Here is a 14,530-nt window from a genome sequence, read left to right on the forward strand (position 1 = left end):
GCGCGGGACGGCCTAGTAGTGCGTACCGCCGTCGATACGGATCTCCGTGCCGGTGATGAAGGCACCGTCCTCGGAGCCGAGCATGGCGACGACGCCGGCGACCGTGTGCGGGCCGGCGAAGCCCTGGCCGAGAGCCGGGGCGAGCTTGGCGAACAGGCTCCAGTCGGTGTCCTCGGGCAGGCCGGGGCCGGTGCCGGTGGTCATGCCGGACTCGATGGAGCCGGGGGCCACGCAGACGAAGCGCAGGTTCTGCTTGCTGTACTCGGCGGCCAGCGAGTGGGTCATGGACTGGATGCCGCCCTTGCTGGCCGCGTAGGCGGACATGTAGGGGTGGGCGAAGGTCGCCGAGGTGGAGCTGAAGTTGACGACGACCGGCTGCTCTCCCGCCAGCAGTGCCGGGAGCGACTCGCGGATCATCAGGAAGGTGCCGGTCAGGTTGACCGCGATGACCTGGTTCCAGAATGCGAGCGTGGTCTGGTGGGTGTGCGCGGAGCGAAGGATTCCGGCTGCGTTGACCAGCACGTCGATGCCGCCGAGGGCGTCGGCGGCGGTGGCGACACCGGTCGTGACGGCCGCCTCGTCGGATATGTCGAGGACGGCCGTGGTGAGGCGGTCGGCGTGCCCGTCGGCTGCGGCCTGCTCGGCGGTGGTCTCGAGCCCGGCTTCGCTGACGTCCACGGCGTGGACGCGGCCGCCCTCGGAGAGGATGCGGTGGACGGTGGCCCGGCCGATGCCGGAGCCGCCGCCGGTGATGAGGACGCGTCGTCCTTCGTAACGGTTCATGGGGAGGAGCGTACTCCCGCCGTGACACGTTTTGCCAGCATGTCAAAACATGCATTCACCTCACCGTGACCGAGGTATCCTTCCCACCGTGAGATCCCCTCGTCCCTACGCTCCCCAGGCCGGCCCCGGAGCCCAGTCGCTGAACGAGCGCCGCAAGGCCGCCACCCAGCTCGACATCGCACGCGCGGCCTGCGAGCTCTTCGCCGAGCACGGTCCCGACGGCACCACCGCCGAGGACATCGCCCTGCGCGCGGGAGTGGCGCTGCGGACGTTCTACCGCTACTTCCGCAACAAGCAGGAGGCCGTCGGCCCCCTGCTCGCGGTCGGCGGCGACGCCTGGCGGGCCCTGCTCGCCGAGGAGGATCCGGGCACCCCGCTCGCCGAGGCCCTGGAGCGCGCCGTCACCCGCTCCCTCACCGACCCCCAGGCGCTCGAGGAGGGCCTGGAGGTCACCCGCGGCCTGCTGCGGGCAGCCGCGGACGACGAGGCGCTGCGAGGGGTCTGGTACCGGGTCAACCAGGACTCCGAGGAACGGCTGGTCCCGGTCGTCGCCCGGCTCGCCGGCCCTGAGGCCGAACCACTCGCCGTCCGCCTCCTCGCGGCCGCGGCGACGGACGCGATCCGCATCTCCCTGGAACTGTGGTCGGCCACGGACACGCCGGCCTCGGGCCCCGGCTCGCCCTCGGAACTGGCGGTCCGCTGCCTGCGCGACCTGACGGGCGCCATGCCCTTGCTCCGCGCCTCCGCCTGAGGCCGGTCCCGGCGGGCCGCGGCCACTCCCAGGCGGACCCGGCGGGTCAGAGGAACCGCTCGGACTTCTCCCTCAGGTGCTCGGCGAAGAACGCGGGGGCGTCCGGCCGCATCCGGGCGAGCGCGACCATCGCCGTGACGATGACGTCGGCGACCTCCGACTCCACGTCGCTCCACGTGTGCGAGTGCCCCTTGCGGGGATTCGTCCCCTTGGCCCCGATGACCGCCTGCGCGGCCTCGCCGAACTCCTCGCCGATCTTCAGGATCTGCAGCGTCATGCTCTCCTGCGGCTCCACCCCGCGCTCCCGGTCGTGCTCGTCGAACCGCGCCGCGAGCGCCCCGATGGTCTTCCACACGTTGTCCATCCCCCGAAAGTAGCGCCACGACGACGGAGCCCCGCCCCCTCCGAAGGAAGGGGCGGGGCTCCGGGCGATCAGTGCGTCAGCACGGCACGGCTTAGAGGTCGAAGTAGAGCTCGAACTCGTGCGGGTGCGGGCGCTGGGCGATCGGCGCGATCTCGTGGGTGCGCTTGTAGTCGATCCAGGTCTCGATGAGGTCGGGGGTGAAGACACCGCCGGCCAGGAGGTACTCGTGGTCCTCCTCCAGCGCCTTGAGGACGTCCTCGAGGCTGGTCGGGACCTGCGGGACGCTCGCGTGCTCGTCCGGGGAGAGCTCGTAGAGGTCCTTGTCGATCGGCTCCATCGGCTCGATCTTGTTCTTGACGCCGTCGAGGCCGGCCAGCAGGAGGGCCGAGAACGCCAGGTACGGGTTCGAGGACGGGTCCGGGGCGCGGAACTCGACGCGCTTGGCCTTCGGGTTCGAGCCCGTGATCGGGATGCGCATGGCGGCGGAGCGGTTGCGCTGCGAGTACACCATGTTGACCGGCGCCTCGAAGCCCGGGACCAGACGGTGGTAGGAGTTCACCGTCGGGTTGGTGAACGCCAGCAGCGACGGGGCGTGCTTGAGGATGCCGCCGATGTAGTAGCGGGCGGTGTCCGAGAGGCCCGCGTAGCCGGCCTCGTCGTAGAACAGCGGGTCGCCGTTCGCCCACAGCGACTGGTGCACGTGCATGCCCGAGCCGTTGTCACCGAAGATCGGCTTCGGCATGAAGGTCGCGGTCTTGCCGTTGCGCCAGGCGACGTTCTTCACGATGTACTTGAAGAGCATCAGGTCGTCGGCCGCGGCGAGCAGCGTGTTGAACTTGTAGTTGATCTCGGCCTGGCCACCGGTGCCGACCTCGTGGTGCTGGCGCTCGACCTGGAGGCCCTGGGCGTCCAGCTCGAGGGAGATCTCGGCGCGCAGGTCGGCGAAGTGGTCGACCGGGGCGACGGGGAAGTAACCGCCCTTGTAGCGGACCTTGTAGCCGCGGTTGTTCTCCTCGGAACCGGTGTTCCAGGCGCCGGCCTCGGAGTCGATGTGGTAGAAGCTCTCGTTCGCGGTGGTCGCGAAGCGCACGCTGTCGAACACGTAGAACTCGGCCTCGGGGCCGAAGTACGCGGTGTCGGCGATGCCCGTGGAGGCGAGGTACGCCTCGGCCTTCTTCGCGATGTTGCGCGGGTCGCGGCTGTAGGCCTCACCCGTGATCGGGTCGTGGATGAAGAAGTTGATGTTGAGCGTCTTGTCCTTGCGGAACGGGTCCAGACGCGCGGTGGTGATGTCGGCACGCAGCGCCATGTCGGACTCGTGGATCGCCTGGAAGCCGCGGATCGAGGAGCCGTCGAAGGCCAGCTCCTCGTTCGGGTCGAACGCCCGCCCCGGGATGGTGAAGTGCTGCATGACACCAGGCAGGTCGCAGAAGCGGACGTCGACGAACTTGACGTCGTTCTCCTCGATGTACTGCTTCACTTCGTCGGCGTTCTTGAACATCCAACTCCTCCTACTCCCGACCCCGGGGCAGGGGCGGGCTTTATAGCTAGTGGTGCGTCAGTGCGGTGCCGCACGCTGACCCGACCATAAGCAGACGGGGTTTCTCAAGCATGACCCATTTGTTTCGCACAAGTTAACCAGGGTCCGGCCGGAACGGCGGGAAGCACCACAGGTACCGTGTCCGGGTGGACAAGAGGCAAGCAATCGGATCCTGGCTCTCCGGCCCCCGCGAGACCGCCGAGCAGATGGGCGTCGACTTCGGGTACCCCGGCAAGCAGCTCGGCCTGCCGCAGCAGGGGCCCGGCTCGGTCGCACGTTTCGGCCGGCGCTTCGGGGCCGTGCTCATCGACTGGCTGGCCTGCCAGCTGATCGCATACGGGCTGATCACGGGCCGCGACTGGACCGGCGCGGGCAACTGGACGCTGGGGCTCTTCGTGGTGCTGAGCATCCTGACCGTCGGCACCGTGGGCTTCACCCCCGGGAAGCGGATCCTGGGAATCCGGGTCATCCGGCAGGACGGCAGCCGGCTCGGCATCGGGCGCGTGGTCCTGCGCACCGTGCTCCTCGCCCTGGTCATCCCCGCCCTGGTCTGGGACCGCGACGGCCGCGGACTGCACGACCGCGTCAGCCACGCCGTCCAGGTCCGCATCTGAGGCCAGGTCCGCATCTGAGGCATCGGATCCGGTCCGACGACCGCATGCGCACGGGCGCCCCGAGCCATCCGGCTCGGGGCGCCCGTGCGTTGTATACGAAAAGCAGGTCAGCGCATCTTTCCGCCGCGCGGCATGCGCATCCCCTTGGGCATCGGGCCCTTCGGGATCGGCATGTTGCTCAGCAAGTCGCCCATGGCCCGAAGCTTGTCGTTGACCTGGGTGATCTGAGGGCCGGAGAGCACGCGGGGCAGCTTCAGCAGGGTCGTGCGGACCTTCTTGAGCGGCACCTCGCCCTCGCCCGTGCCCACGATGAAGTCGTGGACCGGGATGTCGGGCATGATCCGGGCCAGCTTCTTCTTCTCGTTCGCGAGCATCGGCTTCACCCGGTTCGGGTTGCCCTCGGCGATCAGGACCACACCGGCCTTGCCCACGGCCCGGTGCACGATGTCCTGCTGCTTGCTCATCGCGACGGCGGGGGTGGTGGTCCAGCCCCGCCCCACGTTGTCCAGTACGGCCGCGGCCGCGCCCGGCTGGCCCTCCATCTGCCCGAAGGCAGCCTGCTCGGCCCGCCGTCCGAAGACGACCGCCATCGCAAGGAACGCCACCAGGAAGCCCAGGATGCCCAGGTAGACCGGGTGGTCGATCAGGAAGCCGATCGCGAGAAAGACACCGAAGGTGACGATTCCCACGCCCGCGACGATCAGACCGACCTTCGGGTCGGCCTTGCGCGTCATCTTGTACGTCAGGGCGATCTGCTTCAGTCGCCCGGGGTTCGCAGCAGTCTCTGCGTTTGACTTCCTCGCCATGAAGCGAAGTTTACGTGGCCTTCTCGGTCCGGGTCGCCGCGGCCTCGAGTACGTGCTCGGTTTCGACCCGGTCCTTGGCCCTGCGGCGGTCTTCGAGGACGGCCGTCCAGGCGTTGCGGCGGGCACCGCTCATGAGCAGCGACTCGATGCCCCGGAAGGCGTCGGTGAAGGACGGGATGGCGATGGCGCGTACGGGCGCGGCCTGCATGATGTCGATCCCTTTCACGAAGCTCACGTCGGGGTGTGACCAGGAATGTGTGCTGTGCGTCGACCAATCGTCACTGACTGGTGTTACCAGGGAGTGACCGGTCGGTCAAATGTGATGGACACGTTGCGAACGCCGACGCGACCCGCCGGGCGCTTTCCGAAGAAAAGCCTAGGGGCCGCGTCCATGCGGTGTTACCTGTTGGTAAGTCTTTGTGCGCGAGTTCACACAGCCCTGCCCCGGACCGGGGTCAGACCGTGGCGCGCTTCTCCATCGCCTGCTTGTACAGACGCCCGGCGCGGTACGAGGACCGGACCAGCGGACCGGACATGACACCGGAGAAGCCGATCTCCTCGGCCTCCTGCGCCAGCTCCACGAACTCGGCCGGCTTCACCCAGCGCTCGACGGGGTGGTGCCGCGAGGAGGGGCGCAGGTACTGGGTGATGGTGATGAGCTCGCAGCCCGCCTCGTGGAGGTCCTTCAGCGCCTGGCTGACCTCCTCGCGCTCCTCACCCATGCCCAGGATCAGGTTGGACTTGGTGACCAGGCCGTAGGCGCGCGCCCTGGTGATCACGTCGAGCGAGCGCTCGTAGCGGAAGCCGGGGCGGATCCGCTTGAAGATGCGCGGCACCGTCTCGACGTTGTGCGCGAAGACCTCGGGGCGGGAGGCGAAGACCTCCTCCAGCAGCTCCGGGACCGCGTTGAAGTCGGGGGCCAGCAGCTCGACCTTCGTGTGGCCGCTCTCGCGGCCCGCCGTCTGCTGGTGGATCTGGCGCACGGTCTCCGCGTACAGCCAGGCGCCGCCGTCCGCCAGGTCGTCGCGCGCGACGCCCGTGATCGTGGCGTAGTTCAGGTCCATGGTGACGACGGACTCGCCGACGCGGCGGGGCTCGTCCCGGTCCAGCGCCTCGGGCTTGCCCGTGTCGATCTGGCAGAAGTCACAGCGCCGGGTGCACTGGTCGCCACCGATGAGGAAGGTGGCCTCGCGGTCTTCCCAGCATTCGTAGATGTTCGGACAACCGGCTTCCTGGCACACCGTGTGCAGTCCTTCGCCCTTCACCAGGGCCTGCATCTTGGTGTACTCGGGACCCATCTTCGCCCGGGTCTTGATCCACTCGGGCTTGCGTTCGATGGGGGTCTGGCTGTTCCGGACCTCCAGGCGCAACATCTTGCGCCCGTCGGGTGCGACTGCGGACACGACCGGCTCCCTGTGACTTCGATTCTTCGGCGCCCACCAGGGTACGCCCGTAAATTCGTACGCTCTTACGTCGGCCAACCTGCGGGCGGCCGGTCCCATTCCCGGCCGCTACGGGCCCATCGCGGGCTCTATCGCGCGGGGCCGCAGCTCCGCCTGCTCCAGTACGTCCTTCAGGTGACCCTCGATGACCGGCAGCACCTCGGCGATGGCGATCTCGCGGCCGAGCTCGTAGGAGAGCGAGGTCACACCGGCGTCGCGGATCCCGCAGGGGACGATCCGGTCGAACCAGGTGTTGTCGGGGTTCACGTTGATCGCGAACCCGTGCATCGTGACGCCCTTGGCGACGCGGATGCCGATGGCGGCGAGCTTGCGGTCCTCGCGGCGCTGGCCGGCATTGGAGGGGGCGTACTCGGGGCCGTTCAGGCGGGGGTCGAACTCCTCGTCCGCCAGCCGCGGGTCGAAGTCGAGGGAGAGTCCGCCGAGCCGCGGGCGCTCCTCCACCGGGTCACCGAGCACCCAGACGCCGCTGCGCCCCTCGACGCGGGTGGTCTCCAGGCCGAAATCGGCGGCCGTGCGGATCAGCGCGTCCTCCAGGCGGCGCACGTGGGCGACCACGTCCACCGGGCGGGGCAGCTTCATGATCGGGTAGCCGATCAGCTGGCCCGGGCCGTGCCAGGTGATCTTGCCGCCCCGGTCGACGTCCACGACGGGCGTGCCGTCGAGGGGGCGCTCGCTGTCGGCGGTGCGCCGGCCGGCCGTGTAGACCGGCAGGTGCTCCAGCAGCAGGCAGGTGTCCTCGATCTCGTCCGCGAAGCGGGCCGCGTGCACGCGGCGCTGCTCTTCCCAGGCGGCCGTGTACTCGACGGCGTCCGGTCCGAAGCCCAGATGGACAAACCCAAGATCAGCCACCGCGGCGCCTCCTCGTCGAACCGACCGTCGAACCTGCTGTGTGCACCTATCGCACCAGGCAAGGGTACGGCGACCCGCTCGCGGCCCGTCAGCCGCCCGTCGCGACCTGTGGAAAAGTCCCCCGCGGCCCCGGATCCGCGGAGGCGGGAGGACGGCCTTCGAGCAGGCCCCCGGGCGGTCCCGGCAGCTGTCGCGGGCGCCTGCGCCCCTTCGCCGGCCGGTCCGGGTCCTCGTCCGCCCTGGGCAGCCTTCGGTGCCCCTCGGAGTGGTCGTTGACCCAGCCGCAGACCCCGCACGCGTACCGCCCGTCGAGGCCGGCGATGTACGTCCCGCAGCGTCGGCACTCCGCCTCGGTCAGCTCGGGCGCGGGGAGCGGGGCCGTGGCCGACTCCGCGTGGTCCTCGCAGCGCTCGGGGGGCTGCTCCCCGGTGGTCCGGCGGCTCATGGGCCGCAGCGTACGCGGAGGGAGGGGGTCGGTCCGTAAAGAGCCCTACCGGTTCTCCACACGATCGGATGAATGTGGGACAGAGGGGGCGGTGCGGGCGAGGTTCGCCGCTACATTCACGCCGTTCACAGGGCCGGGACTCCGGTCCGTCACGTCAGGAAACCGTGGAGCCGATGACGGAACGACCTGCCCAGCGCGTCCCCAACCGGCAGCTCGCGGCACTGATCGCCGAAGCCGGGTTCTCCAACGCCGGGCTCGCCCGGCGCGTCGACCAGCTCGGTCTGGAGCACGGTCTCGACCTGCGGTACGACAAAACCTCCGTGACCCGGTGGCTGCGCGGACAGCAGCCGCGCGGGACCACCCCCGCGCTGATCGCCGAGGTGTTCACCCGGCGCCTCGGGCGGCGGCTGTCGGCCCAGGACCTGGGCCTGGACGCGTGCGCCCCCGTGTACGCCGGGCTGGAGTTCGCGGCCACCCCGGAGGAGGCCGTCGACATCGCCAGCGGACTGTGGCGCAAGGACTCCGGCTCGCACGCCGAGCTGCGCAAGATCGCCTTCACTCCCGCCGGGCTGGTCGTGCCCAGCCGGGACTGGCTGATCGGGCGGGCCGACGAGCGGGTCGCCAGGAGCGCCGAGCCGGCCGCGGCGCGCGTCCCCGAACAGCATCGTCCGATCCAGGGCCGGGCCTCGGTGCCGCGGCAGCGGCAGATCGACCGCGGGCCCGGTCAGCGGGTGACGGGCGGTGACATCGCGGCGCTGAGATCGGTCGGCGAGCTGTTCCGCACCCTGGACCACGCCTACGGCGGCGGCCATGCCCGCCAGGCTCTGGTGCGCTACCTGGAGCACGAGGCGGAGCCGATGCTGCGCGGCACCTACGGGGAGACCACGGGGCGCCGGCTGTTCTCGGCCGCCGCCGACCTGACCCGGCTGGCGGGCTGGACCTCCTACGACATCGCCGCGCACGGGCTCGCCCAGCGCTACTTCGTGCAGGCGCTGCGCCTCGCCCAGGCCGCCGGGGACCGGCCGTACGGGGCGTACGTGCTGGTCACCATGAGCAGGCAGGCGGTCTACCTCGGCCACGGCCGGGAGGCGGTGCAACTGGCCCGCGTCGCCCAGCAGGGCGTCGGCTCGGGCCCGCCGCAGGTGGTGCAGGCGCTGCTGCACTCGGCGGAGGCGCGCGGGCACGCGGTGCTCGGCGAGGTCAGGGCGTCGACGGCCTCCCTGGTGCGTGCCGAGCGCGCGCTGGGCGCGGCACGGCCCGGGGACGACGTACCCCACTGGGCGCGGTGCTACGACGAGGCGCAGCTGGCCGACGAGTTCGGGCACTGCCACCGGGACCTGCAGCAGTACCGGGCCTCGGCACAGCACGCGGAGCGCTCGCTCCAGCTGCGGGCGCCCGGGTACGCGCGCTCGCGGCTGTTCTGCCGGGTGGTGCTGGCGACGGCCCGGCTGGGCCTCGGCGAGCTGGACCAGGCGTGCGCGCTGGGCGCCGAGGCGGCGCAGCAGGCGATGGAGATGCGGTCGGTGCGCGCCGTGGAGTACGTACGGGACTTCGAGCGGCGCCTGGAGCCGTACCGGGACGCCCCGGCCGTGCGGACGTACCGGGACCGGGTGGCCGCGCTGGCGTGAGCGTGCGGGTCCGGTCCGGGGGCCCTGCCCCCGGACCCCCGATCGCCGGCGGGGCCGAAGTCGCCCTGCGGGCGGTCCGGCTCCGCCGGCGAGGCCGGATGGTCTCAGGCCGCCACCGGGAGCGCAGCCTCCGGGGCGGCCGGGAGCGGGATGCCGAAGTCGCGCAGGACCGCCCCGGCGGCGCGGCGGGCCGAGCGCAGTGCGCCCTCGACGGTGTTGGTGTCGCGGTGGTCCCCGCACACGTACAGCCCGGCCAGGACCCTGACCGTGCGCCGGGTGTCCAGCGGCGGGGGCATCGCGGGGACGGCTTCGGGGGCGTGGTGGACGGCGAGGAGCTCCCACTCGCGGGTCGAGGTCTCGTAGAGCCGGGCCAGGCGCGCGGCGACCGTGCGCGCGGGCGGCGGCGGGCCGAGCACGGTGGTGGTCACCAGGCTGCGGCCGGCGGGAGCGCGGGTCGGGTCGACGGCGCTCATCACGGCGGTGTGGGCGACGGGCCACTTGGGGTCGCCGTCCAGGAGCAGCGAGCCGTCCCAGGGCAGTGGGGCGGGGGTGGCGTGGTGGATGACGGTCACCTGGTGGAACTGCGGAACCCGCAGCCCCGGGAGCAGTTCGGCGGCGGCCCTCGCTCCCGTCGCGAGCACCACGGAGCGGCAGCTGAAGTCGCCGTGTTCCTCCGTGGTGACGAGGTTGGTGGCCACCGACCGGACCCGGACCCCGGTGCGCACGGTGCCGGGCGGCAGCGCGGCCGCGAGCAGGCCGGGCAGGGTCGCGGCGCCGCCCTCGGGCACGGCGAGCCGGCCGCGCGCGAAGGTCCGCAGGGCCAGGTCCGCGACGCGGCTGGAGGTGGTGAGGGCGGGGTCGCGCAGGAGCGCCGTGAGGAGCGGACGCAGCGTCGTACCGGGGCCGCGGGAGCTCAGGGCGGCGTGGGCGGTGCGTTCGGGACGGGCGAGGATGCGCTCCTCGGGCAGCGCGGCGAGGCGCCCGAGGGCCGCGCCGATCCGGGCCTGGTCGAGGGAGCCGCTGGCCAGGGCGCGGGCGGGGGTGAGCGCGCCGGCGCGCAGCGTTCTGCCGTCGGTGTGGACGAGGGCGCCGGGCGCGAAGGGCCGCAGGACCAGGTCCGCCAGCCCGGGGGTCCGGGCCGGCTCGGTGTAGGCGGTGTTGAGGAGTTGGCCGATCCGGTCGAGGCGGAAGCCGTCGACCGTCTCCGTGGCCATCCGGCCGCCGGGGTCGTGGGCGCCCTCCAGGACGATGACCGTGACTCCCGCCGCGATCAGGTGGTGCGCGGCCGAGAGTCCGGAAACTCCGGCTCCCACGATGACTACGTCCGCATGGTGTGCGTGTGCGCTGTTGAGCACGTGCCCCTCCCCGAGGTCGGCCCGGCTGTGTGGGGGTCCTCCTTCCCCCAACCGGCTCCGGCGGAACCAGAGTTGGTCGGACCATTACGACCCATGCGGTCAACTCCGGTCGCACAGTGGTCGCATTCGGGTCACATGCGGTCGCACGCGAAACCGCGGCGCGCTCCCCCGAGTGCGCTCCCCCCGCGCACCCCCCTGATGCGCCCCTCGATCGCTCCCGCTCGGGCGCACGCCCCGCTCAGGCCTCCAGCGCCGCCCGGATCGAGTCGTCGATGCCCGGGTACCGGAAGGCGAAGCCCGACTCCAGCAGCCGCGCGGGACGCACCCGCTGACTGCCCAGCACGTCCTGGGAGAACTCCCCCAGCACCACGCGCATGACCGGAGCCGGCACGGCGAACACCGCCGGGCGGCGCAGGATCCGGCCCATCGCGGCCGTGACCTCGCGGTTGGTCAGCGGCTCGGGAGCGGTCAGGTTCACCGGGCCGCTCATCGAGGGCGTGTCCACGAGGTGCCGCAGGGCGGCGACCTCGTCGTGCAGCGAGATGTGCGACCAGTACTGGCGGCCGCTGCCCAGTCGGCCGCCGACGCCCGCCTTGAAGATCGGGAACAGCTTCCCCCAGGCCCCGCCATCGGCCGCCACGACCAGCCCGGTACGGGCGAACACGGTCCGGACCCCGGCCTCCCGGGCGGGCGCGGCGGCGCCCTCCCACTCGACGCACACCTCGGGCAGGAACCCCTCGCCCGCCGGGGCGTCCTCGTCCACCGCCCGGTCGCCCGTGTCGCCGTAGTACCCGATGGCCGTTCCGCAGACGAAGGCCGCCACGGGCTCGTCCATCGCGGCGACCGCCCGCGCCATCGCCGCCGTGCCCTTGACCCGGCTGTCGCGGATCTCCCGCTTGTACGCGTCCGTCCACCGGTGGTCTCCCACCCCGGCGCCGGCGAGGTGCACGACGGCGTCGCAGCCGGCGAGCCCGGCCGGATCGACGTACCCCCGCGCGGGATCCCAGCGCGCCTCGTCGGCGGCGGCCGGCTCCCGCCGCACGAAACGGACGACTTCGTGTCCGTCGTCCCTCAGGGACCGCCCGAGGGCACTGCCGATGAGCCCGGTGGCACCGGTGACCGCGATACGCATGGCGCCATCCTCGCAGCCGCGGGCCCGGCCGCACCCCTGACGGAGTCGACGGCGCGCGGTGGGCGGGTGGCCCTCGGGCCCCCGGCGGGGGTCAGGAGGCGCCCAGCCACGTGCCCACCGCGTAGGTCACGGCCATCGCCAGCGCGCCCCCGGCGACATTGCGCAGCACGGCCCGCCCGACGGGCGCCCCGCCCAGCCGTGCGCTCAGCACTCCGCACAGCGTCAGGGCCACCAGCACCGCGACCACCGTCACCGGCACCCGCCCCGACGGCCCCGGCAGGACGATCGCCAGCAGCGGCAGCAGCGCCCCCACCGTGAAGGCGACCAGGCTCGCCAGCGCCGCGTGCCAGGGATTCGCCAGCTCGTCGGGGTTGATCCCCAGCTCCACCCGCGCGTGCGCCCGCAACGCGTCCCGCTCCGTCAGCTGCTCCGCCGCCTCCCGGGCCACGTCCCTACTCAGACCCCGCTGCACCAGCAGCCCCGTGAGCTCCTCCAGCTCCTCCACGGGCGACTCCGCCAGCTCGCGCCGCTCCGCATCCAGCGCCGCCTTCTCCGAATCCCGCTGGGAGCTCACCGACACGTACTCCCCCGCGGCCATCGACAGCGCCCCCGCCAGCAGCCCGGCGACGCCCGCCGCCAGGATCGAGGAGCGCGAGGTCGTCGCCCCGGCCACGCCGACGACCAGACCGGCCGTCGAGATGATCCCGTCGTTCGCACCGAGCACGCCCGCGCGCAGCCAGTTGAGCCGCGTGCTGATCGCCGCGCTCTGCGTGCCGCTCCCCGCTTCCGTCACGCCCTCACTGTCGCGCTCCGGGCCATAAGGAGCCACCCGGCGTGCGCACCCCCGGCGCCCGTACCAGGGTGGAGGGGTGAGACGCCGACGCGAGGACCCGGGCTGGCTGGGCGGGGCGCCGCCACCGCGCTGGGCCCGGCTCGCGCCCGCGGTGGCCCTGGTCGTGCTGGTCTGCGCCCAGAGCGCCACCCCGGGAGACGTCGAGCTCGGCTTCTTCCTGGCCGGGCTCCCCCCGGTGGCCGCCTTCGCCTACGGCGCCGTCGGCACGGCCGTCATCGCCGGCGTGGTCCTGCTCCTCCTCGGACTCCCCGAGATCGGCGTCGGGCACGCCCGCGGCGTCGACCTGGCCACCGTGGCGGCGATCGGCCTGCTCAGCGTGGTGGTCGCCTGGGTGCGCAAGAACCGGGACGCGCAGCTCGTCAGCGTGCGCACCGTCGCGGAGGCGGCGCAGCTCGCCGTCCTGCCCCCCGTCCCCGAGCGGGTGGGGGACGTCCGCTGCGAGGGCCTCTACCGGGCGGCCCAGTACGGCACCCTGGTCGGCGGCGACCTGTACGACGTACGGGCCGGCCCCTTCGGCGTGCGCGCGGTGGTCGGCGACGTCCAGGGCCACGGCCTCGCCGCCGTGGGCACCGTGGCCTCGCTGCTCGGCGCCTTCCGCGAGGGCGTCCTGGACGACGCGGAGCTCACGGCGGTGGCGGCCCGGCTGGACCGGCGGCTGCTGGCGGACGCGGCGGCCGAGTCGGTGGCGCACGCGGAGCTCTTCGCCACGGCGGTGCTCCTGGAGTTCCCGCCCGGCCTGGACCTCGTACGGATCGTGTCGTGCGGACACCCGCCGGCCCTGCTGCTACGGGACCACGCGATCTCGGAACTCGACGTGGAGCCGGGCCCCCCGCTCGGCCTGGGCCTGGCCGGCCCGACCCCGGCTGCCCCGACGGAACTCCCGGTACGCTCGGGGGACCGGGTGCTCCTCTACACGGACGGGGTAACGGAGGCGCGCGACGCGACGGGCCACTTCTACCCGCTGGCCGCACGGGTGCCCGTACTGGCGACGGACCCGGCGGGACTGGCCCCGGCGGTGTGGCGCGACCTGGCGTCCTTCAGCGGGGGCGGCCCGCGCGACGACGTGGCGCTGCTGGTCCTGTCCCTGGACGAGGAGCCGGACGGTGACGGCGCACGATGACGGCGGCCGCCACCCGCCCGGCCCCTGCCGGCTACCCGGCGTCGCGGATGAAGGAACGGACCAGCTTGCACGTGACGTTGGACGGCCGGCGGATCCCCGTCCGGACGGCTATCGTGCGGATCTTGCGGTTGGTGGCGCGCTGCGCGTCATACGTGCCCGTGTCCAGCAGCGATATCGCGAGCCGCATCGCCTTCAGGTGCCGGTTGTGGCTCTCGTACCACTCGCGGGGCAGCCCCGCCGGCAGCGGCTTCTTCTTGACGGGCTCGGCGGTGTGAAGGGTCATGGCAGTGGCCATCTACAGCCTCCCAAACGGTAGTTGGCTTCCTGTCGTTCTCCCTCGATTTTACCGGCGACCACTGACAAAGGACCTGGCCAGGCGCCGACGGCCTAGGCTTTCGGGCATGGAGATCTGGATCAACCCCGCCTGCTCGAAGTGCCGCAGCGCACTGACCCTGCTGGACGCGGAGGGCGCCGAGTACACCGTCCGCCGCTACCTGGAGGACGTCCCTTCGCAGACCGAGATCCGCGAGGTCCTGGCCCGCCTGGGCCTGGAGCCCTGGGACATCACCCGCACCTCGGACCCGCTCGCCGGGGAAACCGGAGTGGGGGACCTCCCGCGCGAGGAGACGGAGGAGGCCCGCGAGCGCTGGATCGGCCACCTGGCGGCCCACCCGAAGCTCATCCAGCGGCCGATCATCACGGCCCAGGACGGCACGGCGGTCGTGGCCCGCTCGGAGGAGGCGGTACGGGACGCCCTGTCGCGCAAGGGCTAGCCGCGGGGCCGGCGGGCCCACCCCCGCCCGCCGGGCCCGCCGTACCCCGCTCCC

General features: G+C 72.4%; 17 protein-coding genes. 5 read left to right on the forward strand and 12 right to left on the reverse strand.

The window, feature by feature from the left end:
• Positions 1 to 12: 12 nt before the first annotated feature.
• Positions 13 to 783, reverse strand: a complete 771-nt coding sequence (locus ACFWBY_RS20425) for an SDR family NAD(P)-dependent oxidoreductase (RefSeq protein ID WP_385342293.1) — start codon at positions 781 to 783, stop codon at positions 13 to 15.
• Positions 784 to 871: 88 nt separating this feature from the next.
• On the opposite strand from ACFWBY_RS20425, the gene ACFWBY_RS20430 reads away from it, so the two are divergent.
• Positions 872 to 1,534, forward strand: a complete 663-nt coding sequence (locus ACFWBY_RS20430; RefSeq protein WP_385342295.1) for a TetR/AcrR family transcriptional regulator — start codon at positions 872 to 874, stop codon at positions 1,532 to 1,534.
• Positions 1,535 to 1,580: 46 nt separating this feature from the next.
• On the opposite strand, the gene ACFWBY_RS20435 is transcribed toward ACFWBY_RS20430, so the two are convergent.
• Together ACFWBY_RS20435 and glnA are read right to left on the reverse strand one after the other, a co-directional pair.
• A complete protein-coding gene (locus ACFWBY_RS20435; RefSeq protein WP_385342297.1) occupies positions 1,581 to 1,898 on the reverse strand; it encodes a MazG-like family protein in 318 nt (105 codons plus the stop codon).
• Between the two features lie 91 nt (positions 1,899 to 1,989).
• Complete coding sequence (glnA, locus tag ACFWBY_RS20440; protein ID WP_385342299.1) at positions 1,990 to 3,399, reverse strand: type I glutamate--ammonia ligase; 1,410 nt, start codon at positions 3,397 to 3,399, stop codon at positions 1,990 to 1,992.
• A 185-nt stretch (positions 3,400 to 3,584) separates the two neighbouring features.
• Here glnA and ACFWBY_RS20445 point away from each other — a divergent pair, with 185 nt between their 5' ends.
• Entirely contained in the window at positions 3,585 to 4,052 is a 468-nt protein-coding gene (locus ACFWBY_RS20445; RefSeq protein WP_385342301.1) for an RDD family protein, read from the forward strand.
• Positions 4,053 to 4,159: 107 nt separating this feature from the next.
• Here the strand turns inward: ACFWBY_RS20445 and ACFWBY_RS20450 are convergent, their stop codons facing one another.
• The 5 genes from ACFWBY_RS20450 to ACFWBY_RS20470 all read right to left on the reverse strand — a co-directional run bounded on the left by ACFWBY_RS20450 (position 4,160) and on the right by ACFWBY_RS20470 (position 7,615).
• On the reverse strand, positions 4,160 to 4,858 hold the full coding sequence (locus tag ACFWBY_RS20450; RefSeq protein ID WP_214949978.1) for a DUF4191 domain-containing protein: 699 nt from the start codon (positions 4,856 to 4,858) through the stop codon (positions 4,160 to 4,162).
• A gap of 10 nt (positions 4,859 to 4,868) precedes the next feature.
• On the reverse strand, positions 4,869 to 5,066 hold the full coding sequence (locus tag ACFWBY_RS20455; protein ID WP_214950030.1) for a hypothetical protein: 198 nt from the start codon (positions 5,064 to 5,066) through the stop codon (positions 4,869 to 4,871).
• A gap of 247 nt (positions 5,067 to 5,313) precedes the next feature.
• Complete coding sequence (gene lipA / locus ACFWBY_RS20460) at positions 5,314 to 6,261, reverse strand: lipoyl synthase (RefSeq protein ID WP_214949979.1); 948 nt, start codon at positions 6,259 to 6,261, stop codon at positions 5,314 to 5,316.
• A 108-nt stretch (positions 6,262 to 6,369) separates the two neighbouring features.
• Positions 6,370 to 7,170, reverse strand: coding sequence for a lipoyl(octanoyl) transferase LipB (gene lipB, locus ACFWBY_RS20465; RefSeq protein WP_385342391.1), 801 nt, complete (start codon positions 7,168 to 7,170; stop codon positions 6,370 to 6,372).
• An 88-nt stretch (positions 7,171 to 7,258) separates the two neighbouring features.
• Positions 7,259 to 7,615, reverse strand: a complete 357-nt coding sequence (locus ACFWBY_RS20470; protein ID WP_385342389.1) for a hypothetical protein — start codon at positions 7,613 to 7,615, stop codon at positions 7,259 to 7,261.
• Between the two features lie 173 nt (positions 7,616 to 7,788).
• Between ACFWBY_RS20470 and ACFWBY_RS20475 the strand changes: the two genes are divergently transcribed.
• Entirely contained in the window at positions 7,789 to 9,243 is a 1,455-nt protein-coding gene (locus ACFWBY_RS20475) for a regulator (RefSeq protein ID WP_385342387.1), read from the forward strand.
• A gap of 104 nt (positions 9,244 to 9,347) precedes the next feature.
• On the opposite strand, the gene ACFWBY_RS20480 is transcribed toward ACFWBY_RS20475, so the two are convergent.
• The 3 genes from ACFWBY_RS20480 to ACFWBY_RS20490 form a co-directional block, all read right to left on the reverse strand.
• A complete protein-coding gene (locus ACFWBY_RS20480; RefSeq protein ID WP_385342385.1) occupies positions 9,348 to 10,598 on the reverse strand; it encodes an NAD(P)/FAD-dependent oxidoreductase in 1,251 nt (416 codons plus the stop codon).
• Positions 10,599 to 10,836: 238 nt separating this feature from the next.
• Entirely contained in the window at positions 10,837 to 11,730 is an 894-nt protein-coding gene (locus ACFWBY_RS20485; RefSeq protein ID WP_385342383.1) for a TIGR01777 family oxidoreductase, read from the reverse strand.
• 91 nt (positions 11,731 to 11,821) lie between these two features.
• A complete protein-coding gene (locus ACFWBY_RS20490; RefSeq protein ID WP_385342381.1) occupies positions 11,822 to 12,523 on the reverse strand; it encodes a VIT family protein in 702 nt (233 codons plus the stop codon).
• A gap of 76 nt (positions 12,524 to 12,599) precedes the next feature.
• Here ACFWBY_RS20490 and ACFWBY_RS20495 point away from each other — a divergent pair, with 76 nt between their 5' ends.
• Entirely contained in the window at positions 12,600 to 13,703 is a 1,104-nt protein-coding gene (locus tag ACFWBY_RS20495; RefSeq protein ID WP_385342379.1) for a PP2C family protein-serine/threonine phosphatase, read from the forward strand.
• A 31-nt stretch (positions 13,704 to 13,734) separates the two neighbouring features.
• Here the strand turns inward: ACFWBY_RS20495 and ACFWBY_RS20500 are convergent, their stop codons facing one another.
• Positions 13,735 to 13,986: a hypothetical protein gene (locus ACFWBY_RS20500; protein ID WP_385342378.1), complete on the reverse strand. Its 252-nt coding sequence runs from the start codon at positions 13,984 to 13,986 to the stop codon at positions 13,735 to 13,737.
• A gap of 118 nt (positions 13,987 to 14,104) precedes the next feature.
• Here ACFWBY_RS20500 and ACFWBY_RS20505 point away from each other — a divergent pair, with 118 nt between their 5' ends.
• Entirely contained in the window at positions 14,105 to 14,476 is a 372-nt protein-coding gene (locus ACFWBY_RS20505) for an ArsC/Spx/MgsR family protein (protein WP_385342376.1), read from the forward strand.
• Positions 14,477 to 14,530 lie beyond the last annotated feature (54 nt).

This window comes from Streptomyces sp. NPDC060049, assembly GCF_042736715.1.
Taxonomy (GTDB): domain Bacteria; phylum Actinomycetota; class Actinomycetes; order Streptomycetales; family Streptomycetaceae; genus Streptomyces.

What these genes read in the sequence shown, in the direction of transcription:
- ACFWBY_RS20425 (WP_385342293.1), bottom strand. Translation starts at nt 783, where the DNA reads ATGAACCGTTACGAAGGACGACGCGTCCTCATCACCGGCGGCGGCTCC.
- ACFWBY_RS20435 (WP_385342297.1), bottom strand. Translation starts at nt 1,898, where the DNA reads ATGGACAACGTGTGGAAGACCATCGGGGCGCTCGCGGCGCGGTTCGAC.
- glnA (WP_385342299.1), bottom strand. Translation starts at nt 3,399, where the DNA reads ATGTTCAAGAACGCCGACGAAGTGAAGCAGTACATCGAGGAGAACGAC.
- ACFWBY_RS20450 (WP_214949978.1), bottom strand. Translation starts at nt 4,858, where the DNA reads ATGGCGAGGAAGTCAAACGCAGAGACTGCTGCGAACCCCGGGCGACTG.
- ACFWBY_RS20455 (WP_214950030.1), bottom strand. Translation starts at nt 5,066, where the DNA reads ATGCAGGCCGCGCCCGTACGCGCCATCGCCATCCCGTCCTTCACCGAC.
- ACFWBY_RS20470 (WP_385342389.1), bottom strand. Translation starts at nt 7,615, where the DNA reads ATGAGCCGCCGGACCACCGGGGAGCAGCCCCCCGAGCGCTGCGAGGAC.
- ACFWBY_RS20475 (WP_385342387.1), top strand. Translation starts at nt 7,789, where the DNA reads ATGACGGAACGACCTGCCCAGCGCGTCCCCAACCGGCAGCTCGCGGCA.
- ACFWBY_RS20485 (WP_385342383.1), bottom strand. Translation starts at nt 11,730, where the DNA reads ATGCGTATCGCGGTCACCGGTGCCACCGGGCTCATCGGCAGTGCCCTC.
- ACFWBY_RS20500 (WP_385342378.1), bottom strand. Translation starts at nt 13,986, where the DNA reads ATGACCCTTCACACCGCCGAGCCCGTCAAGAAGAAGCCGCTGCCGGCG.
- ACFWBY_RS20505 (WP_385342376.1), top strand. Translation starts at nt 14,105, where the DNA reads ATGGAGATCTGGATCAACCCCGCCTGCTCGAAGTGCCGCAGCGCACTG.